This is a genomic window from Microbacterium sp. OVT16B (genome assembly GCF_019969705.1).
In the GTDB taxonomy this organism is placed as follows: Bacteria; Actinomycetota; Actinomycetes; order Actinomycetales; family Microbacteriaceae; genus Microbacterium; species Microbacterium natoriense.
Map to the genome: position 1 here is coordinate 2,169,393 of NZ_JAHXZA010000001.1, position 22,079 is coordinate 2,191,471.

23 protein-coding genes and 1 tRNA gene are annotated in these 22,079 nt (G+C 68.9%); 13 read left to right on the plus strand and 11 right to left on the minus strand.

The annotated features are described in order from the left end of the window. Positions 1 to 31: 31 nt before the first annotated feature. On the plus strand, positions 32 to 625 hold the full coding sequence (gene rsmD, locus LC438_RS10335; protein WP_181155841.1) for a 16S rRNA (guanine(966)-N(2))-methyltransferase RsmD: 594 nt from the start codon (positions 32 to 34) through the stop codon (positions 623 to 625). On the opposite strand, the gene thiL is transcribed toward rsmD, so the two are convergent. Further along, entirely contained in the window at positions 595 to 1,590 is a 996-nt protein-coding gene (thiL, locus tag LC438_RS10340; protein WP_223586497.1) for a thiamine-phosphate kinase, read from the minus strand. The two genes, rsmD and thiL, sit on opposite strands and share 31 nt — an antisense overlap. Positions 1,591 to 1,613: 23 nt before the next feature. On the opposite strand from thiL, the gene LC438_RS10345 reads away from it, so the two are divergent. Together LC438_RS10345 and LC438_RS10350 are read left to right on the plus strand one after the other, a co-directional pair. Then, positions 1,614 to 2,087 carry a DUF3515 family protein gene (locus LC438_RS10345; protein WP_105673326.1) on the plus strand — a complete coding sequence of 158 codons (474 nt, stop codon included), beginning with the start codon at positions 1,614 to 1,616 and terminating at the stop codon, positions 2,085 to 2,087. Next, the gene (locus LC438_RS10350) at positions 2,087 to 2,305 is read left to right on the plus strand and encodes a PLDc N-terminal domain-containing protein (RefSeq protein WP_105673325.1); all 219 of its coding nucleotides are present in this window, start codon (positions 2,087 to 2,089) and stop codon (positions 2,303 to 2,305) included. Before LC438_RS10345 ends, LC438_RS10350 begins: the two co-directional genes overlap by 1 nt. Before the next feature lie 10 nt (positions 2,306 to 2,315). Here the strand turns inward: LC438_RS10350 and LC438_RS10355 are convergent, their stop codons facing one another. The 6 genes from LC438_RS10355 to leuC form a co-directional block, all read right to left on the minus strand. Continuing rightward, the gene (locus tag LC438_RS10355; RefSeq protein WP_223586498.1) at positions 2,316 to 3,398 is read right to left on the minus strand and encodes a D-alanine--D-alanine ligase family protein; all 1,083 of its coding nucleotides are present in this window, start codon (positions 3,396 to 3,398) and stop codon (positions 2,316 to 2,318) included. Then, entirely contained in the window at positions 3,304 to 4,437 is a 1,134-nt protein-coding gene (locus LC438_RS10360; protein WP_105673323.1) for an NAD(P)H-dependent glycerol-3-phosphate dehydrogenase, read from the minus strand. The genes LC438_RS10355 and LC438_RS10360 overlap by 95 nt, the downstream gene beginning before the upstream one ends. Continuing rightward, positions 4,427 to 5,179 carry a 1-acyl-sn-glycerol-3-phosphate acyltransferase gene (locus tag LC438_RS10365; RefSeq protein WP_223586499.1) on the minus strand — a complete coding sequence of 251 codons (753 nt, stop codon included), beginning with the start codon at positions 5,177 to 5,179 and terminating at the stop codon, positions 4,427 to 4,429. Before LC438_RS10365 ends, LC438_RS10360 begins: the two co-directional genes overlap by 11 nt. Positions 5,180 to 5,184: 5 nt before the next feature. Further along, a complete protein-coding gene (murA, locus tag LC438_RS10370; protein ID WP_223586500.1) occupies positions 5,185 to 6,552 on the minus strand; it encodes a UDP-N-acetylglucosamine 1-carboxyvinyltransferase in 1,368 nt (455 codons plus the stop codon). Between the two features lie 67 nt (positions 6,553 to 6,619). Continuing rightward, positions 6,620 to 7,216, minus strand: a complete 597-nt coding sequence (gene leuD, locus LC438_RS10375) for a 3-isopropylmalate dehydratase small subunit (RefSeq protein WP_223586501.1) — start codon at positions 7,214 to 7,216, stop codon at positions 6,620 to 6,622. 2 nt (positions 7,217 to 7,218) lie between these two features. Beyond that, a complete protein-coding gene (leuC, locus tag LC438_RS10380; RefSeq protein WP_105673319.1) occupies positions 7,219 to 8,664 on the minus strand; it encodes a 3-isopropylmalate dehydratase large subunit in 1,446 nt (481 codons plus the stop codon). 185 nt (positions 8,665 to 8,849) lie between these two features. Between leuC and LC438_RS10385 the strand changes: the two genes are divergently transcribed. After that, the gene (locus LC438_RS10385) at positions 8,850 to 10,145 is read left to right on the plus strand and encodes an O-acetylhomoserine aminocarboxypropyltransferase/cysteine synthase family protein (RefSeq protein WP_223586502.1); all 1,296 of its coding nucleotides are present in this window, start codon (positions 8,850 to 8,852) and stop codon (positions 10,143 to 10,145) included. Continuing rightward, positions 10,142 to 11,455, plus strand: a complete 1,314-nt coding sequence (locus LC438_RS10390) for an LLM class flavin-dependent oxidoreductase (protein WP_223586503.1) — start codon at positions 10,142 to 10,144, stop codon at positions 11,453 to 11,455. Before LC438_RS10385 ends, LC438_RS10390 begins: the two co-directional genes overlap by 4 nt. Positions 11,456 to 11,476: 21 nt before the next feature. Here the strand turns inward: LC438_RS10390 and LC438_RS10395 are convergent, their stop codons facing one another. After that, positions 11,477 to 12,478, minus strand: a complete 1,002-nt coding sequence (locus LC438_RS10395; RefSeq protein WP_105673316.1) for a TerC family protein — start codon at positions 12,476 to 12,478, stop codon at positions 11,477 to 11,479. A 219-nt stretch (positions 12,479 to 12,697) separates the two neighbouring features. Between LC438_RS10395 and LC438_RS10400 the strand changes: the two genes are divergently transcribed. The 4 genes from LC438_RS10400 (at position 12,698) to LC438_RS10415 (ending at position 16,255) form a co-directional block, all read left to right on the plus strand. After that, complete coding sequence (locus LC438_RS10400; RefSeq protein WP_223586504.1) at positions 12,698 to 13,255, plus strand: RNA polymerase sigma factor; 558 nt, start codon at positions 12,698 to 12,700, stop codon at positions 13,253 to 13,255. After that, a complete protein-coding gene (locus LC438_RS10405) occupies positions 13,252 to 14,349 on the plus strand; it encodes a DUF4349 domain-containing protein (RefSeq protein WP_223586505.1) in 1,098 nt (365 codons plus the stop codon). The genes LC438_RS10400 and LC438_RS10405 overlap by 4 nt, the downstream gene beginning before the upstream one ends. Before the next feature lie 116 nt (positions 14,350 to 14,465). Then, positions 14,466 to 15,014: a helix-turn-helix domain-containing protein gene (locus LC438_RS10410; RefSeq protein WP_223586506.1), complete on the plus strand. Its 549-nt coding sequence runs from the start codon at positions 14,466 to 14,468 to the stop codon at positions 15,012 to 15,014. After that, positions 15,014 to 16,255 (plus strand): MFS transporter, encoded by a 1,242-nt coding sequence (locus LC438_RS10415; RefSeq protein WP_223586507.1) that lies wholly within the window; start codon positions 15,014 to 15,016, stop codon positions 16,253 to 16,255. The genes LC438_RS10410 and LC438_RS10415 overlap by 1 nt, the downstream gene beginning before the upstream one ends. A 121-nt stretch (positions 16,256 to 16,376) precedes the next feature. On the opposite strand, the gene LC438_RS10420 is transcribed toward LC438_RS10415, so the two are convergent. Continuing rightward, a tRNA-Glu gene (locus tag LC438_RS10420) sits at positions 16,377 to 16,449 on the minus strand. Between the two features lie 156 nt (positions 16,450 to 16,605). Between LC438_RS10420 and LC438_RS10425 the strand changes: the two genes are divergently transcribed. After that, entirely contained in the window at positions 16,606 to 17,244 is a 639-nt protein-coding gene (locus LC438_RS10425; RefSeq protein WP_105673312.1) for an MBL fold metallo-hydrolase, read from the plus strand. Continuing rightward, entirely contained in the window at positions 17,241 to 17,765 is a 525-nt protein-coding gene (locus LC438_RS10430) for a GNAT family N-acetyltransferase (RefSeq protein WP_223586508.1), read from the plus strand. Before LC438_RS10425 ends, LC438_RS10430 begins: the two co-directional genes overlap by 4 nt. Here the strand turns inward: LC438_RS10430 and pepN are convergent. Continuing rightward, positions 17,762 to 20,245, minus strand: a complete 2,484-nt coding sequence (gene pepN, locus LC438_RS10435) for an aminopeptidase N (protein WP_223586509.1) — start codon at positions 20,243 to 20,245, stop codon at positions 17,762 to 17,764. The genes LC438_RS10430 and pepN overlap by 4 nt on opposite strands. Before the next feature lie 12 nt (positions 20,246 to 20,257). After that, a complete protein-coding gene (locus LC438_RS10440) occupies positions 20,258 to 20,557 on the minus strand; it encodes a DUF4190 domain-containing protein (protein ID WP_223586510.1) in 300 nt (99 codons plus the stop codon). A 134-nt stretch (positions 20,558 to 20,691) separates the two neighbouring features. Between LC438_RS10440 and LC438_RS10445 the strand changes: the two genes are divergently transcribed. Both LC438_RS10445 and LC438_RS10450 read left to right on the plus strand, forming a co-directional pair. After that, entirely contained in the window at positions 20,692 to 21,114 is a 423-nt protein-coding gene (locus tag LC438_RS10445; RefSeq protein ID WP_223586511.1) for a MarR family winged helix-turn-helix transcriptional regulator, read from the plus strand. Positions 21,115 to 21,171: 57 nt separating this feature from the next. After that, complete coding sequence (locus LC438_RS10450) at positions 21,172 to 22,029, plus strand: 3-hydroxyacyl-CoA dehydrogenase (RefSeq protein ID WP_223586512.1); 858 nt, start codon at positions 21,172 to 21,174, stop codon at positions 22,027 to 22,029. Positions 22,030 to 22,079: the final 50 nt, after the last annotated feature.

Here is a 22,079-nt window from a genome sequence, read left to right on the forward strand (position 1 = left end):
CCCTCCGTCACCTCTGTCGTATCGTGAACAGGTGACGAGGATCATCGCCGGCAAGGCCAGAGGAGCGCGCCTCGACGTGCCGAGCTCGGGCACCCGCCCGACCAGCGACCGGGTGCGGGAGTCGCTCTTCGGTGCGCTCGAATCCGCGGAGGCGATCGCGGGTGCGCGTGTCCTCGATCTGTACGCCGGCTCCGGTGCGCTGGGCCTCGAGGCGCTCAGCCGAGGTGCCCTGAGCGTCGACCTGGTCGAGCGGGGCCGCCCGGCCGCCGCGATCGTGCGACGCAACGCCGCGACCACGGCGAAGGCCGGCGGTGTCGCGATGGCCCGCGTGCACGAGAGCGCGGTGCATCCGTTCCTCCTGCGCGCCGCAGGGCCCTACGACCTGGTCTTCTCCGACCCGCCCTACGACATCGAGGACGCGGCGATGAACGCAGACCTCCTCGCGCTCGCCCCGCTCCTCTCCCCCGACGCGCTGGTCATCGTCGAACGCGCGAAGCGGTCGGCCGCACCCGACTTCGACGGCGCCGGACTCTCCCTGTTCCGGGAGAAGAACTACGGCGACACGACGCTCTGGTGGGCCGAGCCCGCCGACGATCAGCCCGCCGCGGAGTCCCAGTCCCGATAGGGATCCCAGCCGCTGATGTCGACGGGCACCTCATCGCAGAGGAGCGACTCGGCGCCTGCCGTGCGCACCACGCCGATCGCGCGGAAACCGGCCGGAACGGAATCGGCGGGGAAGGTCGCGAGCAGGGCGTGGTCCTCGCCGCCCGCCAGCGCCCTCGTCGGGTCCGCCCCGAGGCGGGCGCCGTCCAGGGCGATCGTCACACCGGATGCCGCCGCCAGGCGCCGCGCGTCCAGCGCGAGGCCGTCGGAGATGTCCATCATCGCCGTCGCCCCGGCGACGGCGGCGAACGGACCGAGTCCGATCGGCGGAGACGGGCGCAGCTGCGCGTCGAGCGCCGCACGCTCCCCCTCGGCGAGCTGCGTGGGGTCGACCGGGACAGGGGTCTCGCCGTCTCGGAAGCGGCCAAACAGCACGGCGAGTCCGCGGGCCGCTGCTCCCAGCTCTCCCGCAACCGCCACGACGTCACCGGGCCGAGCCCCCGCCCGCGTCACGGCAACTCGCCCCTCGAGGTCTCCGAGTGCCGTCACCGCGACCGTGAGCACGTCGGACACGGTCAGGTCGCCGCCGACGACCGAGCACCCTGGAGCGAGGGCTGCGCAAGCGTCTCGGAAGCCGTCGGCCAGACTCTCCACGAAGGACAGCCGGAGGTCGCGGGGCACGGCGAGAGCCACCAGCAGCGCGGTCGGGCGCGCCCCCATGGCCGCGACGTCGGCGAGGTTGACAGCGGCCGACTTCCAGCCGAGGTCGTAGCCGCTCGACCAGGCGAGACGGAAGTCCGGGCCGTGCACGAGCGTGTCCGTCGTCGCGACGACGGTTCCCGACGGCGCAGCGATCACGGCGGCGTCGTCGCCGGGCCCGATGATCGTGTGCGAGGCGGGAGCGGTCCTGGCGAGGATGGCCCGCAGGATCTCTCCCTCGGAGAGCTCTCCGAGGTGCGGATCGTCGGCATCGGGTCGGGAGGGCATGAAGTCAAAGGTAGCCTGGAAGCATGCGCCTCTCTCGCCGTCTCGCCGTCGCCGCGGGTGCAGTGGCTCTGCTCGCCGCACTCTCCGGATGCTCGACGACGATCCACCTCGAAGCGGCCAAGGACGCGAACAATCCCGCCTGCGCCGACGTGTCGGTTCTCCTGCCATCGGCGCTCGGAGAGCTCGACAGGGTGTGGACGGATGCTCAGGCCACCGGAGCCTGGGGAGACGACCCGACGGTGGTGCTCCGCTGCGGCGTCGCCGTGCCTGCTCCCTCGGCGCTGGTCTGCCAGACCTTCAGCGGCGTCGACTGGCTCGTGCTCGACCAGGAGGAGGACCGCCAGCGACTCGTCACGTTCGGCCGCGACCCCGCGATCGAACTGAGCATCCGCCGAGGCACCGAGGTGGACTTCCGCACGATCGTGGACAAGCTCTCCACGAGCATCCAGGCCGGTCTCCAGCCGGCGACGGCGAAGTGCACGGCTCGGGAGGGCTGATGAATCCCCTGATCCCCACCGCCTTCGACGTCGCCATGAGCGTGCTGGCCGTCGCGGCGATGCTGTTCACGCTGTGCGCGTTCGTCTCGATGGTGCGCGATCGCAAGGCGACAGGGTCGACCTTCCTGGTCTGGCTCCTGATCGTCCTGCTGTTGCCCGTTCTGGGGGCTCTCGCGTGGTTCTGCTACGGACGCGCGGAAGTCGCCGCACGCCCGTAGCGGTAAGCGCTCAGCGGCGCAGGCCGGCCTCGATCAGCTCGGAGATCAGATCGCCGTAGCTCAGTCCCGAGGCGACCCAGCACTTCGGGAACATCGAGATCGGCGTGAAGCCGGGCATCGTGTTCAGCTCGTTGACGACCAGCTCGCCCGCCGGCGTCAGGAACATGTCCACGCGGGCCAGACCACGACCGTCGACGGCTTCGAACGCGCGGACACCGGCCTCCTGGATCGCCGAGACCTCGGCATCCGTGAGCTCCGCCGGGCACACCACGTCGACGCCGTCTCCGCCGAGGTACTTGCCCTCGAAGTCGTAGAAGCCGCGCGAGGTCAGGACGATCTCCCCCGGCAGCGACGCCCGGACGCCCTCCGCGCCCTCGAGAACGGCGACCTCGATCTCGCGGCCGGACACTCCGGTCTCGATGAGCACTTTGTCGTCCTCGGCGAACGCGACGGCCAGCGCCGCATCCAGCTCGGCGAGGTCGTCGACCTTGGACACGCCGACGCTGGACCCGGCACGGGCGGGCTTGACGAAGAGCGGCAGCCCCAGCGCCTCGGCCGAGGTGCGCACGCCTGCGGCATCCGTGGTCCATTCGCGGGCGCGCACCGTCACCCAGGGCGCCACGGCGATGCCTGCGGCCTGCAGCGCGATCTTCATGAAGTGCTTGTCCATGCACAGCGCGGAATCGAGCACGCCGCCGCCTGCATACGGGACCTCGAGCGTGTCGAAGTAACCCTGGATGGTGCCGTCCTCGCCGTGCGGTCCGTGGAGGATGGGCAGGACGACGTCGATCTCGCCGAGCCCGTCGATCGAGCCGTCGGGCTGCACGACGCGCAGGGTGCGGTCTCCGCCGGGCTCCGGCCACAGCACCCGGGTGCCGTTGTCCACGACCTCGGGAAGGTGCGCGGCATCCAGCGGGAACTTCGCCGGGTCGTCCTCTTCGAGCACGAACGCCCCCTCGCGGGTGATCCCCACGGGGATCACGGCGTAGCGGTCGCGGTCAATCGCGCCCAGAACCCCGCCCGCCGTTGCGGAACTGATCGAATGCTCGCTGGAGCGCCCTCCGAAGAGCACCACCACCGTCTGCTTGTCCAAGATTGGTCCTCTCCCCCTGCGGGGTGTCGTCGTCCGTCGTCAGGTGCGGTGCGATGTCACGGGGATCCATCTTCCCGTCCAGCACCATCTTCACCTGTTCGACGATGGGCATGTCGACCTCCGACTCGCGTGCCAGCTGCAGCACCGGAGCGACGGACGCGAGTCCCTCGGCGGTCTGCTGCATCTGCTTCACGACGTCCTGGAAGCTGTACCCCTGGCCGAGCAGGCGCCCGGCCGTGTTGTTGCGGCTCAGCGGAGACTGGCACGTGGCGATCAGATCGCCCAGGCCGGCGAGTCCCTGCAGAGTCTCCGGGTGCGCGCCGTTGGCGACCGCGAAGTCGGTCATCTCCACGAGTCCGCGGGTGATGATCGACGCTTTGGTGTTCTCGCCGTACCCGACGCCGTCGACGATGCCGATCGCGACGGCGATGAGGTTCTTCAGCACGCCGCCGAACTCGGTGCCGATGACATCCGTGTTCACGAAGGTGCGGAAGTAGCTGTTGCGCGCTGCCCTGGCGATCGTCTCCGCCGTCTCCAGGCTCCGCGAGGAGATCACGGCCGCGGTGGGCTGCTCACGCGCGATCTCGAGCGCGAGGTTGGGGCCCGAGGCCACCGCGATCCGCTCCGGGTCGCAGCGGAGCTCCTGCTCGATGACCTGGCTCATGCGCAGACCCGTCGAGCGCTCCACGCCCTTCATCAGGCTGACGATCTTCACGTCGCTGTCGGCGAGAAGGGGGCGCAGCGCCTTGAGGTTCTCGCGGAGCGACTGGCTGGGCACCGACAGGTACACCTGCTCGACGTCGCGCATCGCGATCGCGAGCTCATGCGTCGCCGCCATCGTGCGGGGCAGATTGATGCCCGGAAGGTAGCGGGAGTTCCGCTTCGCCTCGTCGATCTCGTGGGCCAGCTCGGCGCGACGCGCCCACATGGTCACCTGCGCTCCGCCGTCGGCGAGGATCTTGCCGAAGGTCGTTCCCCAGCTTCCGGCGCCGACGACGGCGACCTTCGGCCCCGCCTGCGGGGTTCTCTTAGGAGTCAAGGCGACCCGTCTCCTTCTGACCGTGCGACGCCGGGTTCCAGCGCTCCGCGGGAGCCTTCTCGTCGCGGAGGTCTTCCAGCAGCGCAGTGATGGCGTTCATCAGACGGTTGGTGGCCTCGGTGAGCGCGGACTGCTCCCCCGCACGCCCGCGGAGGTCCGAGAGGTCCACGGGGTCGCCGATGACGATATTCACCGGCTTGCGCAGAGGCCACAGGCTCAGACCCTTCTGGTAGCGGCCCATGATCGCCTGCGTGCCCCACTGCGCCATCGGGATGAGCGGGATGTCGTCGGCGAGTGCCAGACGCACCGCGCCGGACTTCCCCCGCATCGGCCACAGGTCGGGGTCGCGGGTCAGCGTGCCCTCCGGATAGACGATGACGCCCCGCCCGTGCTCGACGAGCTCCTCGGACTGCTTCATGGTCTGCTTCGCGGCCGTCGCCGACGAGGAGCGTGCGACCGGGATCATCCCGGTGCGGCGGAGCAGCCACCCCAGGACCGGGATCTTGAACAGGCTGTCCTTCGCCATGAACCGCGGAGCACGTCCCAGCCGCCACACGGCGACGGCGACGATCAGCGGATCGAACTCCGAATAGTGGTTGGGCGCGAGCACGAAGGCGCCCTGAGCGGGCAGCTTCTCCTTGCCCGTGACCCGGATCTTCGCGAGCAGCGAGATCAGCGGGACCACGATCACCGCGAGCGGCCAGAACAGGCTCGGTCGCCGCGTCTCCGACCTGGTACCCATTGCGGTCACCGGATGACGTCGAAGTCGGCCCCGAGGGCGTCGAGCTTCGCCAGGAACTTCTCGTAGCCGCGGCTGAGGATGTCGACGCCGGACACCTTCGACTCGCCGGTCGCCGTCAACGCGGCGATCACGTGGCTGTAGCCGCCGCGGAGGTCGGGCACCACGATGTCAGCGCCGTGCAGCGGCGTGGGTCCGGTGATCACGGCAGCCTGCTCGAGGTCGCGACGGGGCACCCGACGCGGACCGTCCTGGAGGCCACGCGGATGCACGACGATGTCGGCGCCCATCTTGACGAGCGCGTCCGTGAAGCCCATGCGGTTCTCGTAGACCGTCTCGTGCACGACAGAGCGGCCGTGGGCCTGCGTGAGCGCCACGACCAGCGGCTGCTGCCAGTCGGTCATGAAGCCGGGGTGCACGTCGGTCTCCACGACGACGGGCATGAGCTCGCCGTCGCGGCGGAAGAGGATGCCGTCCTCCTGGATGTCGAACCAGCCGCCCGCCTTGCGGAACACGTTGAGGAAGGTGAGCATCTCCTGCTGCTTGGCGCCTCCGACGAAGATCTCCCCGTCGGTGGCGAGGGCGGCGGAAGCCCAGGATGCGGCCTCGTTGCGATCGAAGATCGAACGGTGGTCGTAGCCGCGCAGCTTCTCCACGCCCTCGATCACGATGACGCGGTTGGGCTCGTAGGAGATGATCGCGCCCATCTTCTGCAGGACGGCGATGAGATCCATGATCTCCGGCTCGATGGCCGCGTTACGCAGCTCCGTGGTGCCCTCGGCGCGGACGGCGGTGAGCAGGACCTGCTCGGTCGCCCCGACGCTCGGGTACGGGAGGTGGATGTTGGCCCCGTGCAGTCGGGCGCCGCCGGTGGACAGGCGGATGCCGCTGGGCAGCTTCTCGACGATGGCGCCGAACTTGCGCAGCGCGTCCAGGTGGAAGTCGATCGGACGGTCGCCGATGCGGCATCCGCCGAGATCGGGGATGAACGCCTGCCCGAGGCGGTGCAGAAGCGGACCGCAGAACAGGATCGGAATGCGCGACGCACCGGCGTGGGCGTCGATCTCCTCCATGTGCGCGGACTCGACACCGACCGGGTCGAAGACCAGGGAGCCCGGCTCGTCGCCCGGCGTGACCTGGACGCCGTGCACCTCGAGCAGCGAGCGCACCACGGCGACGTCGCTCAGATCGGGCACATCCCGGAGTGTGCTCGCTGTCTCGCCGAGGAGGGTCGCGACCATCGCCTTGGTGGCGAGGTTCTTCGCCCCCTTGACGTCGACGCGGCCGCGCAGCGGGCGCCCTCCGCGAATGGCGAGGACGTCTCCGGTGAGAGCGGGAACTCCGTCCGGAAGAGCATCGCGCACGGGTGTCGTCATTCGGAGCCTCACTTCAATCCACTGTTTCGGGGGCGGGTTTGCCCCTGGCTCGCCCGCCCCTTCCGTGTCACTGAACGGGGAGGGTTCGAGGCCGCCACGACTCGCGTCGGGCCTCGAACTGCGCGATCTTGTCTTCGTTGCGCAGCGTGAGCCCGATGTCATCGAGCCCTTCGAGGAGCCGCCATCTAGTGTAATCGTCGATCCCGATGTCGGCCTGGATCCCGCCGATCGACGCGGTGCGCTCCTCGAGGTTCACGGTGATCTGCGCCCCGGGATTCCGGTCGATCTCGGCCCAGATGCGCTCCAGATCCTCTTCGGAGATCGTGGCGGCGAGCAGGCCCTGCTTGCCCGAGTTCCCCCGGAAGATGTCGGCGAATCGCGGGCTGAGCACGACCGAGAAGCCGAAGTCGCGCAGCGCCCAGACGGCGTGCTCACGGCTGGACCCGGTGCCGAAGTCGGGCCCGGCGACGAGCACGGATGCGCCCTGGAACGGCGCCTGGTTCAGCACGAAGTCAGGGTCCTGACGCCAGGCGTGGAAGAGGGCGTCGTCGAAGCCGGTCTTGGTGACGCGCTTCAGGAACACCGCGGGGATGATCTGGTCGGTGTCGACGTTCGAGCGCTTCAGCGGCGCCGCGATGCCGGTGTGGGTGGTGAACTTCTCCATGATCAGACCTCCGCCGTCTCGTTCAGATCGCTCGGGCTGGACAGGGTTCCGCGGATGGCGGTCGCCGCGGCGACCAGCGGTGAGACCAGATGAGTGCGCCCGCCCTTGCCCTGACGGCCCTCGAAGTTGCGGTTGGATGTCGAGGCGCAGCGCTCCCCCGGAGCGAGCTGGTCGGGGTTCATGCCGAGGCACATCGAACAGCCGGCGAAACGCCACTCCGCACCGAAGTCCGTGATGATCCGGTCCAGGCCCTCGGCCTCGGCCTCGAGGCGCACGCGAGCAGACCCGGGGACCACCATCACGCGGACCCCGTCTGCCTTCTTCTTGCCCTCGATGATGGACGCGAAGGCCCGCAGATCCTCGATGCGGCTGTTGGTGCACGAGCCCATGAAGACGGCATCCACCGGCACCTCCTTGAGCGGGGTGCCCGGAGTCAGGTCCATGTACTCGAGCGCGCGCTCGGCGGCGGCGCGCTCGTTCGGGTCGGCGATGTCGGCTGGGTTCGGGACGGATGCCGACAGGGAGCTGCCCTGACCGGGGTTGGTGCCCCACGTGACGAACGGCTCCAGCGCGTCGGCGTCGATGAACACCTCGGCGTCGAAGACCGCACCCTCATCGGTGGGAAGAGTGCGCCAGTAGGCGACGGCGTCCTCCCAGTCCTGACCCTTCGGAGCGTGCGGCTTGTCCTTCACGTACGCGAAGGTCGTCTCGTCGGGAGCGACCATGCCCGCGCGGGCTCCCGCCTCGATCGACATGTTGCAGATCGTCATGCGGCCCTCCATCGAGAGCGCGCGGATGGCGCTTCCGCGGAACTCGAGGACGTACCCCTGACCTCCGCCGGTGCCGATCTTCGCGATGACCGCGAGGATGATGTCCTTGGCCGTGACGCCGGGTCGGAGAGTGCCCTCGACGTTGATCGCCATGGTCTTGAAGGGCTTGAGCGGCAGCGTCTGCGTCGCCATGACGTGCTCGACCTCGCTCGTGCCGATGCCGAACGCCATCGCGCCGAACGCGCCGTGGGTTGAGGTGTGCGAGTCGCCGCAGACGACGGTGATGCCCGGCATGGTCAGTCCCAGCTGAGGACCGACGACGTGGACGATGCCCTGCTCAGCGTCGCCGAGAGAGTGCAGGCGGACACCGAACTCCGCGGCGTTGCGGCGGAGGGTGTCGATCTGGGTGCGGCTGGTGAGGTCGGCGATCGGCTTGTCGATCTCCCACGTGGGCGTGTTGTGGTCCTCCGTGGCGATCGTGAGGTCGAGCCGCCGCAGGGGGCGACCCTCGCTGCGGAGACCGTCGAAGGCCTGCGGGCTCGTCACCTCGTGCACGAGGTGCAGATCGATGTAGATGAGGTCCGGTTCGCCGTTCTCGCCCTTGACGACGAGGTGATCGTCCCAGACCTTCTCGGCCAGGGTGCGTGCGGAAGCGGATGCTGCTGCGGGGGTGTTCATCGAATGTCTCCTGAAGCTGGCGGTTCGGCCCACAGTGGACTCCGCGACGAGGAGGGGCTCAGAACGAGGTCTCGTCGCGGCCGCTAAGAAGGAGCACGATCCGCATGACGTCAGATTACCACCGGTTCCGCGTGCTCCGGCACGGCGTGACACGCTGAGGAATCCGCACCACCGAGAGGCACCGCATGACCGTCGACACCGCCAGCTTCTTCACCCGAGCGCTGCACGCGGGGCGCGATCGGGAGACGGCTTCATCGCGCGCGACGCCGATCTACCTCACGGCGGGCTTCGAGTTCGACGACTTCGACCACGCGGCCCATCACTTCGGCACCGGGGACGGATTCGGGTACACGCGCACCGGCAACCCGACGATCCGCGCCGTCGAGCGTCAGCTCGCGGCTCTCGAGTCGGGGGCGGACGCCGTCCTCGTGGCCAGCGGTCAGGCGGCTGTCGCCGTCGCCCTGCTCACGGTCGCAGGGGCCGGCGACCACATCGTCTCCTCCGCACACATCTACGAGGGGACCCGCGGGCTGCTCGTCGACAACCTCGCGCGTCTCGGCATCGAGACGACCTTCATCGACGACATCGGCGACCCCGATGCCTGGCGTGCCGCGATCCGCCCCACCACACGCGCGCTGTTCGCGGAGTCGATCGCGAACGCGCGCAACGACATCCTCGACATCGCCGGCGTCGCCGTGATCGGCGACGAGCATGCGGTCCCGCTCATCGTCGACAACACCCTCGGCACGCCGTATCTGGTGCGTCCGCTCGAGCACGGGGCGTCCATCGTGGTCCACTCCGCGTCGAAGTTCCTCGCCGGCCACGGCTCGGTGCTGGGCGGCGTGGTCGTCGACGACGGACGCTTCGACGCGGATCGCGCGGGTCACAACGCCCCGCACCTGGTGCTCCCCGGGCGCGGCGGACTGCCGAGCGTCGCCGCGCGACACGGCGGCCTCGCCCGCATCGCGTACGCGCGGGAGTCCGTGGCTCCGCGCTTCGGCGCATCGCCGTCGCCGCTCAATGCGTTCCTCATCGGGCAGGGAGCCGAGACGCTGGGGCTGCGCGTCGAGCGCCAGTCCAGGAACGCGCTCGACGTCGCCCGTTGGCTGGAGGCGCACGACGCGGTGGAGAGCGTGGACTACGCGGGGCTGGAGAGCCACTCCGACCATGCGCTCGCGCAGCGGTACCTCGGCGGAGGCCACGGCTCGATCTTCACGTTCACTCTCCGTGGCGGTCTGGAGGCGGCGCGTGATGTCGTCGAGAGCGTGAGCGTGTTCACGCACATGACGCACATCGGCGACGTCCGCTCGCTCGTGCTGCATCCCGCGACCACGAGCCACGCGTACCGGACCCAGGAGGAACGCGACGCGCTCGGCATCCGACCGGGCACCCTCCGAGTGTCCATCGGCATCGAGGACGTCGACGATCTCATCGCCGATCTCTCGCGGGCACTCGCCACCGTCTGGGAGAAGGTCGCATGACGCGCCAACAGCACTTCGGCTGGTTCCTCGCCCGCGGCTTCGGGCCGCAGGGATGGGGATACCCATCGCTCGACTGGGATTACGACTGGACCCGCCCCGACGTCTATCAGGAGGCCGCTCGCACCCTCGAGCAGGCCGGATTCGACCTGGTGATCATCGAGGACGCCCCGTCGCTCGGATCCGCCGAGACGATCGACCTCCGCGTGCGCCACGCCTTCGGCGGGCCCAAGCACGATCCGCTGCTCCTCGCGCCCTACATCTTCCAGGCGACCCGTCACCTCGGCGTCGTGCCGACGGTGAATCCGGCCGCCTACCTCCCCTACACGGCGGCGCGGCAGTTCGCGACCCTCCAGCACCTCAGCGGTCACCGGCTGGGCCTCAACGTCGTCACCGACACCGGGAGCGCTCGGCACTTCTCCGCCGCACCGCAGCTCGGACACGACGAGGCGTACGACCGCGCCGAGGAGTGGCTCGACGGCATCCGCTCGCTCTGGCGCAGCTGGGACGACGGCGCACTCCTCGCCGATCGCGCGAGCGACGTGTACGCCGACGGCTCCCGGCTGCGCGCCGTGCAGCACCGTGGCGAGCACTTCGCCTTCGACGGACCGCTCAACGCGATTCCTTTCCCGCACGGCGAGCCCGCGATCGTGTCGCCGGGCGGCTCAGGGCGAGGCCTCGGGTTCGCGGGCGCGAACTCCGATGTGCAGCTCGCGCTGGCGCCTCTGCACGAGGCTTCTGTGCGCGCCTACCGTGCGAAGATCCACGACGCCGCGATCGCCGCCGGCCGGACGCCCGAGGACATCAAGATCCTGTTCGCGATCCAGCCCGTGATCACCACGTCCGCCGAAGAGGCCGACCGCATCGTGGCGGCCTCGGCTCGACCGGACGACGCGGCACTCGTGCAGATCGCGCGCAAGCAGTCCAGCGATCTCGAGACCGACCTCACGGCCCTCGACCTCGACCGGCCTCTGGACGTCTCGATCTTCGGGGCGCATGTGTCGCGGGGCAGCATCCAGCGCCTGATCGGCGACCGCGGAGAGGACGCCCCGCTGCGCGCGCACTTGACCGCCCTGGCCAAGGCCGGTCGCATCTCCGACCGCACGGGATTCGTCGGCACCGCGGAGGAGTTCGCCGATCTCATCGAGGAGCTCGGCGAGTGGGGCAACGACGGCGTGCTGCTGTGGGGCGACTTCCACCCCGTCACGCTGCACCGCACACTCGATGAGCTGGTCCCTGTGCTGCGTCGCCGTGGCATCCTCCGCCGGGAGTACGTCGACGGCGGGCTGCAGGCGAACCTGCGCGCCTTCTGAGCGCGCAGGTTCGCCTCAGGACTACTCGCTGATCGACGCCTTCTCCGCACGCTTCTCGCGCGCCGAGGCGATGAGGCTGGCGACGGTCGCACCGACCATCGAGACCAGGATCACCGTCAGCGACAGCCAGATGGGGATGTCAGGGGCCCAGTCGATGTGCTGCCCGCCGTTGATGAACGGCAGCTCGTTCACGTGCATGGCGTGCAGCACGAGCTTGATGCCGATGAACCCGAGGATCACGGCGATGCCGTAGTGCAGGTAGCGCAGGCGGTCGAGCAGGTCGCCCAGCAGGAAGTAGAGCTGGCGCAATCCCATGAGAGCGAAGATGTTCGCCGTGAACACCAGGAAGCTGTTGTGCGTGATGCTGAAGATCGCGGGGATCGAGTCGATCGCGAACATGAGGTCGGTGACGCCGATCGCCACGAAGACGATGAGCATGGGCGTCCAGACCCGCTTGCCGTCGACGACGGTGCGGAGCTTGTTGCCGTCGTACTCGTCGCTGATGTCGACACGACGACGCAGCAGACGCACGATGAAGTTCTCGCGCTGCACCTCTCCGTCGTGGTCGCCCTCGGGCATCGCCTGCCTGATCGCCGTCCAGATGAGGAACGCGCCGAAGATGTAGAACACCGGCGAGAAGTTCTCGATGATCGCGACGCCGAGAAGGATGAAGATGCCGCGCAGGACGAGCGCGATGATGATGCCGACCATCAGCACCATCTGCTGCAGTCGCCGTGGAACCGCGAACTGCGCCATGATCAGCACGAACACGAAGAGGTTGTCGATGGAGAGGCTGTACTCCAGCGCCCACCCGGTGAGGAACTCGCCCGCGTACTGACCGCCGGCGAACAGATAGAGCAGACCGGCGAAGATCAACGCCAGCGCGACGTAGAAGACCACCCAGAGCGTGGATTCCTTGGTCGACGGGATGTGCGGTCGGAATTTGGCGAGCAGCAGATCGCCGATGAGGATGAGCACGAGGACGACGAGGGCGCCTACCTCGAACCAGACGGGGATGTTCACGGGTGCGCAGCACCTTTCGGGGAGGGTCGGAAAAGAACCGAAAGTCTCTCCCCCGCACAGTGTGCGTCGCGCGCCCGGAGCAGCTCAGTCGATGCTCGTGATGACGTTACGCGCGGAATCGGGATACTCCCTCTCGCTTCTGCAATGCTAGCGGAGTTTTCTGAGACGATCGGAGCTCAGCCGACACTTTCCGGGTGAGAGACACCGAACGGAAGAACGATGCCCGTACAGACGAGTGATCAGAAGTGGGCGGCGCAGGCCGCTGGAGGCGACGAGAGCGCCTTCCGCGAGCTCTACCGCGCCTACATCCGCCCGGTCTACTGGATCGCCCACGGCATCCTCGGCTCCGCACCGGATGCCGAGGACGTGGCCCAGGAGACCTTCGTCGCCGCGTGGCGGAAGCTCCCCGGCTTCGAGCTGCAGGGAGAGTCCATCCTGCCCTGGCTCGCGACGATCTGCCGCTTCCAGGCCGCGAATCGGCTGCGCCAGAAGCGACGGGACCAAGCCCACACCGCGGATGCGATGGACGAGAACCTGCCGGCGACGGTCAGCGTCGAGGACCAGGTGATCACCTCGGCGCTCGCGGAGCGGATCGCGCAGGAGGTGGGCTCCCTGAGCGAGCTCGATCGCGAGATCTTCCGCCTGTGCGCCGCCGAGGGGTACGCCTACCAGGCCGCCGCAAAGGAGCTGGGCGTCAGTCACGCCGTGGTTCGGAACCGTCTCTCGCGAGTGCGCACCCGACTGCGCGGTGCCGTCAAGGAAGCGAGCGAGGCATGACCGACAACACCACCACCCCAGACCTCCCCGAGCTGTCGGATGCCGCGATCGCACGCATCGAGTCGGCCGTGTTCGACGAGATCGAGAGCGAGCGCGCCCCCAGGAGGACGCCCGCGGAGCGCTCGCGTGCGCGCCGTCGCGGATGGCTCACCGGCGCCGGGGTCGCCGCGGCCTTCGTCGTCGGCGTCCTCGTGACACCGCCGATCCTCTCCGCCGTCGACGGGTCGGCATCGAGCACGGCGGACGGCGCGATCTACTCCGACGGAGTGGCGTCGGACACCTCCGGCGGCTCGCAGGACAAGAGCACCGAGCTCGCCCCGGGGACCGCCCCCGACGGTGCCCTGCAGAGCGCCGACGCCGGAACCGGTCGCGAGATCATCGCGACCGCCGACGCGACCGTGCAGGTGAAGGACATCGCGAAGGCCGCCGAGGGCATCGCCGCGCTCGCGGAGAAGCACGGCGGCTTCGTGGAGAGCACCCAGATCGGCAAGGGCGGAGGCGTCGTGTACGACACGACTCAGCCGGCCGCACCCGATGACGGCGGCTACGGCTGGATCAGCATCCGCGTCCCCTCGGCCGACCTCACCGCGGTCATCGACGCCCTGTCGGAGTCGGGAGAGGTGCTGTCGACGTCGATCTCGAAGCAGGACGTCACGTCGACGGCCATCGACCTCCGCGCTCGCGTCGATGCGACCAAGACCTCCGTGCAGCGACTCACCGAGCTGATGGCGCAGTCGGGGTCCGTGTCCGAGCTCATCGAGGCCGAGGTCGCTCTGACAGATCGTCAGGCGCAGCTCGAGTCCTACGAGCAGCAGCTCGCATCCCTCGAGGATCAGATCGCGATGTCGACGCTGCAGGTGCAGCTCACCCGCGCCTCCGCTCCGACGACGGCGGACCCCGCAGGGTTCGGTGACGGGCTCCTCGCCGGCTGGAACGGCCTCGTGGTCTCCCTGAACGCCCTCGTCATCGCGATCGGGTTCATCCTCCCCTGGCTCGGGATCGCCGCGATCGTCGTGCTGCTCGTGTGGCTGATCCGGCGTGTGCGCCGCTCGCGCCGAACGGCCGCATCGGACGCCACCGCCGACGAAGACTGAGAAAGCAGCATCCGAAGAAGCCGTTCCCGCACGGGTGGGAGCGGCCTTTTCGTTGTCTTTCCGGGGTATACAAGAAGTCTTGTGCATCTCTGCATCCGCCTCTAGCGTTGCATCCCGTGGAAGACATCTCCGTGATCACCGCCGTGCATCACCCGCTGCGCCGGCGCATCTACGACTATCTGCTGCTCTACGGGGCGTCTCAGGTCACGACGCTGGCCCGCACGCTCCACAGCCAGGTGGGCAGCATCAGCCACCACCTCCGGATGCTCGAGCGCGCAGGAGTCGTGGAACGTGCGGACGACCCGACCGGCGACAGGCGGACCAGCTGGTGGAAGCTCGCGCGCAGAGGGCTGACGTGGTCGGCGGATGACTTCGCCGACTCCCCCGCCGACGCCCTCCTCGCTCGCGAGGCGCAGCGCCAGGGCATCCGCATGCAGATCGAACGCCTGCAGCGCTGGCATCGCAGGCACGGCGATCCCGCGATGGCCGCCTACGACGGCTCGAACACCGAGACGACGGCGTGGGCCTCACCTGACGAACTTCGCGATCTGAGTGCCAGGCTGCTCACGACGCTGCGGGAGTGGCAGGAGTCGATCGACCTCGACGACGGCCAGGAGCGCACGCCGGTCTTCTTCTTCGCCCACGCATTCCCCACGGAGCCCTGATGACCACGGCAGAGCCTCGCCAGCTCGTCGAACCTCCCGAGTTCCGGCGCGACGCCCGCGTTCACGCCTGGATCGGCGTCAAAGCCCTCTCCGACGCCGGAGACGCGCTGTGGAGCATCGCCCTCGCATGGACGGCCGTGCAGATCGCCTCTCCCGCCGTCGCAGGGCTCGTCGTCGCCGCGGGCACGGTGCCGCGCGCGCTCGTCCTGGTCTTCGGCGGCGTGCTCGCAGACAGGGCGAACGCGCGGAGAGTGATGATGCTGTTCAACGCGCTGCGCGTCGTCGTGCTGATCGCGGTCGCCCTGTGGGTCCTGGCGGAACCTCCTTCCATCGCCGTGCTGCTGTTCGCTGCCATCGCGTTCGGGGTGTGCGACGCCTTCTACGAGCCGTCGGCTGGCACCATCGCGCGGCAGCTCGTGCGGCCATCGGATCTGCCTGCGTACGGCGCCGTGGCGCAGACCGCCTCCCGCCTCGGCACGATGGCGGGCGCCGCGGCGGGCGGCGTGCTGGTGGCGCACGCCGGGCTCGGCGGGAGCGCGACGGCGAACGCGCTCACCTTCACACTCGTCGTCGCGTTCATCGCGATCTGGCTGCGGCCGCGCTTCGCCCTCGCTCGAGCGCCCAGGGAGTCGGCGCTGCGCGGCATCGCTCAGGGCTTCGCCCACCTGGGGCAGAACGCGACGACCCGCACCCTGGTGCTGGCGCTCTCCGGTCTGAATCTGGCCGTCGGCCCCGCCGTCGGCATCGGACTCGCTCTGCGCGCCCACGAGCAGCACTGGGGTGCACAGGCGGTGGGGCTCTTCGAGGCGCTCCTCGGACTCGGCGCCGCGCTCGGCGCGATCTCGGTGGCACGCTGGCGACCGCGCAAAGAGGCGCGGGGCGGGTTCTGGGCGCTCGTCGTGCAGGGCGCGGCGATCATCGCTCTGGGCCTCGGCCCGCTGTGGTCGGTCGCCGCGGCCGCGTTCGTGATCGGATGCACTGCGGGGTACGCCTCCGTCCTGCTCAGCGCGACGTTCTCGGCGACCGTCGACACGGCCTATCTCGGCCGCATGAGCTCGCTGACGCGGCTCGGCGACGACTGCCTGATGCCGCTCGCCATGGCCGTCTTCGGGCTGATCGCGTCGTCGTCGGCCCTGTGGCTGCCGTTCGCCCTCTTCGGCGGAGGGATGATGGCGCTGATGATCCTGCCGCTGCGCAATCCGCTGTTCCGTGCCCTGTCGCTCCGCCCCACGGCGGCGTGAAGCGCCACGGCATCCCCGTCACGCGACGACGCCCACCCGGACGGAGAAGAGACCGACGCAGGAGCACACCACCCGGAGACGACGAAAGCCCTCGGAGAACCGAGGGCTTTCGTGTGTTGTGTGACCCCAGCGGGATTCGAACCCGCGTTACCGCCGTGAGAGGGCGGCGTACTAGGCCGCTATACGATGGGGCCGTCTTGCGGAGCGTTTCCGTCCCGCGACAACTGTTCAAGTATGCCACGACGATTCTCGCGTCGCCAAATCGGGGCCGCACCGACCAGATTCCCGGGCGTGGCGCACGCTCGCGAATCCGGTTTGCCCCCGACGCGGAACAGGAGTTGACTCATCCCATGCGCGTCACGAAGTACGAACATGCCACCCTCCGCATAGACGAGAACGGCGAGACCCTCCTGGTCGATCCGGGCTCGTTCACCGCTCCCCTCGACGACCTCGGTGATCTCGTCGCCGTGGTGGTCACCCACGAGCATCCAGACCATTGGACGCCCGAGCACCTCGATCGCATCCTGCGCGCCGCACCGGGAACGCCGATCTTCGCTCCCTCCGGCGTCGCACGAGCCGCGGACGGCTACGAGATCACCGAGGTGGCTCCGGGCGACACCGTCCAGGCAGGACAGTTCACGCTCAGGTTCTTCGGCGGACGGCACGAGGTGATCCACTCCTCCCTACCCCTCGTCGAGAACGTCGGAGTCCTCGTGAACGACGACTTCTACTACCCCGGCGACTCCTACGCGATCCCGGAGGGCGTCGAGGTGGGCACTCTGGCCGCGCCGCTGGGTGCCCCCTGGCTGAAGATCGGCGAGGCGATGGACTACGTCCTGGCCGTGAAGCCCCGTCGCGCCTTCGGCACCCACGACATGACCCTCTCGGTCGCGGGGAAGACCATGCACCGGCAGCGCCTGCAGTGGGCGACCGAGCAGAACGGCGGCGAGTTCTTCGTGCTCGAGCCGGGCGAGTCCCTCGACCTGTGAGCGTCAGACGTCTTCTGCCGGCTCCGACGACGCGGTTGCGATTCCGTGAGATGGAACTCGACGATCTCGACGACATGGCGGCGCTGCTGGGAGACCCTGAGGTCATGTCGTTCTACCCGGCGCCGAAGAGCCGTGCCGAGTCCCTCGACTGGATCGAGCGGATGCAGCTCGGGTACGCGGAGCACGGACATGCGCTCTGGATCGTCGAGACGCACGACGGCGCGTTCATCGGCGACTGCGGGATCACCTGGCAGTCGTACAACGCGGTGCCCGTCCGCGAGGTGGGGTATCACGTCCGCAGGGATCAGCAGCGCAAGGGATACGCGACGGAAGCCGCTCTCGCGTGCGTCGAGCTGTTCCGTCAGGAGTTCGCGCCCGGCGTGCTGACCGCGATCATCCATCCTGACAACGACGCGTCCCGCGGAGTCGCGGAGAACCTCGGCATGACGCACATCGCTGACGATCACGCCCACCCCTGGATCGTTCGCACAGTCATGGGGATGGACGTGTCGCCCGTCTAGCTCTGCGCCGCCCGTACCCGCAGGTCGCGGGCGAGGTGGTCTCTCTGCTCCACGACGATCCGGGTCAGCGCCGCCGGCGCGTCCTCGTTCTGTGCGAGCCAGGCGTCGACGAGGTCGAGGGATTCCGTCGCGGGGAACAGTCCGACCACGAGCCGCTGGGCGAGCTCGATGCTGCGGGTACGCCATGCATCGGCGATGCGGGAGAAGAACTCCTCGTCGAACTCTGCGATGAGGTCGCGGCGCCCACCGGCACGGAACCCGCCGATCGACGCATCGAGATGATCGTTGCTGAGGGTCAGATCGTTCCAGGCCGCATCCCAGGCGGCTGCGCGCACCGAGGCGCTCGGACGGGATGCCAGCGCACGTCGCCCCGCCGTACGGCCGCTCCCCGTGTCGTCGCGCTGCTCTTCGGCGGCGATGTCGTCTGCGGTGGCGTGCCCCGTGGCCGCCAGTGCCATGAGCAGCTGCCAGCGTAGGTCGGGATCGATCGTCAGGCCCTCCGGGGACTCGCCGTCCAGCATCGCGCGCACCTCGACGTGACGGGCGTCGTCCAGTACGGATGCCGCCGCGAGCGCTCGTGCCCATGAGAGCTGCGCGTCGCTTCCCGCGTCGGCCGCGCTCATCGTGCGCCACGTGCACTCGGTCCATGCGCGCTGCTCCTCATCGCGACGCGCATCCGAGACGAAATGGCGGAGGGCGAACGCCGCGTTGGCGAGGATCCCGGCAAGGAGTCCGACGTTGGGCTCACCGGGGGCATGATCACGCACGATCGCCAGGTAGCGGGCGGCATCCAGTTCGCCGTCTCGCGTCGCATTCCACAGCGACGACCAGAGGAGCGCCCTCGCGAGGGGATCCTCCACGGAGGACAGCGAGGATGCGACGGTCGCGAGCGACTTCTCGTCGAGCCGAACCTTCGCATAGGTCAGGTCGTCGTCGTTCACGATGACGAGCTCCGCAGCCGGCAGCTCGAAGGGCGTGCGCTCCTCGGCGATGTCGAGCGCCGTCTGCCCGGTCCGCACCAGTCGGCCGTCCCTCCAGCCGTACGCCCCGACACGAAGGCGATGCGGGCGCGCATCGCTCTGCACGAGCACCCTGCGTCCGTCGGCGTCGGTCTCGAGGTGGAGCGTCGACACGCCGGACGTCTCCAGCCACGCGCGAGACCATCCCCTCATGTCGCGCCCTGACACATCGCTCAGCTGCACGAGGAAGTCGTCGAGCGTCGTATTGCCGAAGGCGTTTACGGCGAAGTACCTGCGCGCACCCTCGAAGAACGCGTCGTCACCGACGAAGGCGACCAGCTGCTTGAGCACCGCAGCGCCCTTGGCGTAGGTGATGCCGTCGAAGTTCAGCTTCGCCGCTTCCAGATCGGTGATGTCGGCCACGATCGGATGCGTGGTCGGCAGCTGGTCCTGCTGGTACGCCCACGCCTTGCGATTGGCGGCGAACTTCACCCAGGCGTCGTGGAACCGGGTGGCGGCGGCCGAGGCATGGGAGCCCATGTAATCGGCGAAGGACTCCTTGAGCCACAGGTCGTCCCACCACTTCATGGTGACGAGATCGCCGAACCACATGTGCGCCATCTCGTGGAGGATCGTGTTGGCGCGAGCCGCGCGCTGCGCGTCCGTCGCGGCCCCGCGGGAGAGATACGACTCGGTGAAGGTGACGAGGCCGGGGTTCTCCATCGCGCCGAGGTTGTACTCGGGCACGAAGATCTGGTCGTACTTGCCCCAGGGGTACGGGTACGCGAACGCGTCGGTGAAGAAGTCGAGCCCCTGCCGCGTGATCTCGAGGATCTCGTCCGATTCGAGGTGCTGTGCGAGCGAGCGGCGCGCGAAGACCCCCAGCTCGATGCGCTGATCGTCGCGAGCCCATTCGCCGTCGACGCGCGCGTAAGGACCGGCGGCCACGGACGTGATGTAGCTGGAGATCGGAAGGGTCGGAGCGAACTCGACGCGCTGGACGCCGACGCCGACGTCGACCTTCGCCGGGGACTGATTCGACAGCACCTCCCACCCCGCTGGAGCGTCCACCACGAACGTGTAGGACGCCTTCATGTCGGGCTGCTCGAAGCACGCCATGACACGACGGGAGTCGGCCGGCTCGTACTGCGTGTAGAGGTAGGTGTGCTGGTCGACGGGGTCGTGGAAACGATGCATCCCCTCCCCGGAGCGGCTGTAGGCGCCGACGGCGTCGACGATCACGACGTTCGTCGAAGAGAGACCACGCAGTCGGATGCGCGCGCCGTCGAAGTCGACGTCCACCTCGCCGCCGTTGAGCTCGACACGATCGACGGACTCCCCGATGAAGTCCAGCCAGGTCTCCCCCGTCTTCGCCTCGAACTCGACGACCGTCCTCGTCGGGAATCCGGTGCGGGCGCGCTCCGGCGCTCCGGTGAGGTCGAGTTCGACGCGGATGCTGCGCACGGTGACCGCTGCGGATCGCGCTGCGGTCTCCTCGCGGGTGAGGTTGGCTGTGTCCATGCCTCCATCCTGTCATCTGACGCCGGAGGCTATTCCTCCCGCGATCGCGACGGCGGCGATGATGCCGACGATGATCCAGCCGGCGACCGCGAGGTAGCCCAGCACCAGTCCGGTGATCGCGAGACCGGCGCCGGCTTCCCCGCGCTCGCGGATCTGACGGAGGGCGATGTGCCCGAGGATCACCGGGAGGATCGCGAACCCGCAGATACCGAGGACAAGGGTCGCGATGGCGAGACCGTTGGTCGGTCGGGGCGGCGGGACGGCGGGGTTCTGGGGGGCGGCGGGCGGTACCGGCGCAGCAGGTGTGGTCATGCCTCCAGCGTACGAACGAGAGCACCGCTCGTGGTCGCGCCGCTGTCGCAGTCCTGTCGCGGTCCTGCGACAATCCGTCGGTTGCGGAATGCAACATACGGGCATAGTGTTGCATAAGACAACAGGAGGTCGATATGGACACCAGGGAGAACGACAGTGCGACGGTCCTGCGCAGCCTCGTCGCGATCTCCCGCCGCGGTCTGGTCGATGCGAGCTTCGGCGACGCCCCGCTCTCGATCACCGATCAGTCGATCGTGATGGCCATCGCCGAGCGCCCCGGCATCCGCTCGATCGACATCGCCAAGATGTTCCGCTTGAACCGCTCGACGGTGTCACGCCAGCTGGCCGGACTCATCGCGCTCGGCATCGTGCGCGACACCGCTCCTCCGTCCGGCCGAGGGCGCCCGCTCGAGCTCACACCCGAGGGGATGGATGCGTATCGCGGCACCCTCGAAGCCCTCCAGCAGATCATCGACCAGCACCTCGCCCGCTGGACGGATGCCGAGGTGTCCCGCTTCGCGCACGACCTCGAGCGATTCGATCGAGGCGACGCCTGAACTCCGGCCGACACGGCCGCCCCAGAGACCCACGAGGTCGCAACAGAAGGAAGAGAAATGAAGAACATCACCGTTCTCGGCACCGGCGTGCTCGGATCGCAGATCGCGTTCCAGACCGCCTTCCACGGATTCGACGTCGTCGCCTACGACATCGATCAGCCTGCGCTCGACCGCGCGGCCGACCGGTTCCGCGGCCTCGCCGCCCGCTACACCGCCGACGGCGTCGCGGGAGCGGCCGACGGCGGCGCCGAGGCTGCGATCAGCCGCATCCGGCTCTCCTCGGATCTCGCCGACGCGGCGCGCGACGCGGACCTGATCATCGAGGCCGTTCCCGAGAACCTGGAGCTCAAGCAGGGCATCTACCGCACCCTCGCCGAGACCGCCCCCGCGAAGACGATCTTCGCGACCAACTCCTCGACGCTGTTGCCCAGCGACATCGTGGACTCGACAGGACGCCCCGACCGGTTCCTCGCCCTCCACTTCGCCAATGAGATCTGGGCCCACAACACGGCGGAGGTCATGGGGACCCCCGCGACCGACCCCGCCGTCTACGCCGAGGTCGTCGAGTTCGCCGCGCAGATCGGCATGGTCCCGATCGAGATCAAGAAGGAGAAGGCGGGCTACCTGCTGAACTCGCTCCTGGTGCCGTTCCTGCAGGCGGGCGCGGAGCTTCTCATCGACGGGATCGCCGAGCCCGCCGCGATCGACGCCACCTGGCGCATCGGGACAGGGGCTCCGAAGGGGCCGTTCGAGATCTACGACATCGTGGGCCTCACGACCGCGTACAACATCTCCCGAATGGGCGGAGAGAAGCAGCAGCGCTTCGCAGACCTGCTCAAGGAGCAGTACATCGACAAGGGCAAGCTGGGCATCGCCACCGGCGAGGGCTTCTACACGTACCCTCGCGAGAGCTGAGTCGCGGCATCCGCTCCGTCGGGCCGGTCGTCGCATATCGTGCGACGACC

Coding starts and splice junctions, on each gene's coding strand:
- leuD (WP_223586501.1), bottom strand. CDS start 7,216: ATGGAGAAGTTCACCACCCACACCGGCATCGCGGCGCCGCTGAAGCGC.
- LC438_RS10400 (WP_223586504.1), top strand. CDS start 12,698: ATGCCCGTACAGACGAGTGATCAGAAGTGGGCGGCGCAGGCCGCTGGA.
- LC438_RS10390 (WP_223586503.1), top strand. CDS start 10,142: ATGACGCGCCAACAGCACTTCGGCTGGTTCCTCGCCCGCGGCTTCGGG.
- LC438_RS10345 (WP_105673326.1), top strand. CDS start 1,614: ATGCGCCTCTCTCGCCGTCTCGCCGTCGCCGCGGGTGCAGTGGCTCTG.
- murA (WP_223586500.1), bottom strand. CDS start 6,552: ATGACGACACCCGTGCGCGATGCTCTTCCGGACGGAGTTCCCGCTCTC.
- leuC (WP_105673319.1), bottom strand. CDS start 8,664: ATGAACACCCCCGCAGCAGCATCCGCTTCCGCACGCACCCTGGCCGAG.
- LC438_RS10405 (WP_223586505.1), top strand. CDS start 13,252: ATGACCGACAACACCACCACCCCAGACCTCCCCGAGCTGTCGGATGCC.
- LC438_RS10385 (WP_223586502.1), top strand. CDS start 8,850: ATGACCGTCGACACCGCCAGCTTCTTCACCCGAGCGCTGCACGCGGGG.
- LC438_RS10440 (WP_223586510.1), bottom strand. CDS start 20,557: ATGACCACACCTGCTGCGCCGGTACCGCCCGCCGCCCCCCAGAACCCC.
- LC438_RS10425 (WP_105673312.1), top strand. CDS start 16,606: ATGCGCGTCACGAAGTACGAACATGCCACCCTCCGCATAGACGAGAAC.
- LC438_RS10450 (WP_223586512.1), top strand. CDS start 21,172: ATGAAGAACATCACCGTTCTCGGCACCGGCGTGCTCGGATCGCAGATC.
- thiL (WP_223586497.1), bottom strand. CDS start 1,590: ATGCCCTCCCGACCCGATGCCGACGATCCGCACCTCGGAGAGCTCTCC.
- LC438_RS10365 (WP_223586499.1), bottom strand. CDS start 5,179: ATGGGTACCAGGTCGGAGACGCGGCGACCGAGCCTGTTCTGGCCGCTC.
- LC438_RS10350 (WP_105673325.1), top strand. CDS start 2,087: ATGAATCCCCTGATCCCCACCGCCTTCGACGTCGCCATGAGCGTGCTG.
- LC438_RS10415 (WP_223586507.1), top strand. CDS start 15,014: ATGACCACGGCAGAGCCTCGCCAGCTCGTCGAACCTCCCGAGTTCCGG.
- pepN (WP_223586509.1), bottom strand. CDS start 20,245: ATGGACACAGCCAACCTCACCCGCGAGGAGACCGCAGCGCGATCCGCA.
- LC438_RS10445 (WP_223586511.1), top strand. CDS start 20,692: ATGGACACCAGGGAGAACGACAGTGCGACGGTCCTGCGCAGCCTCGTC.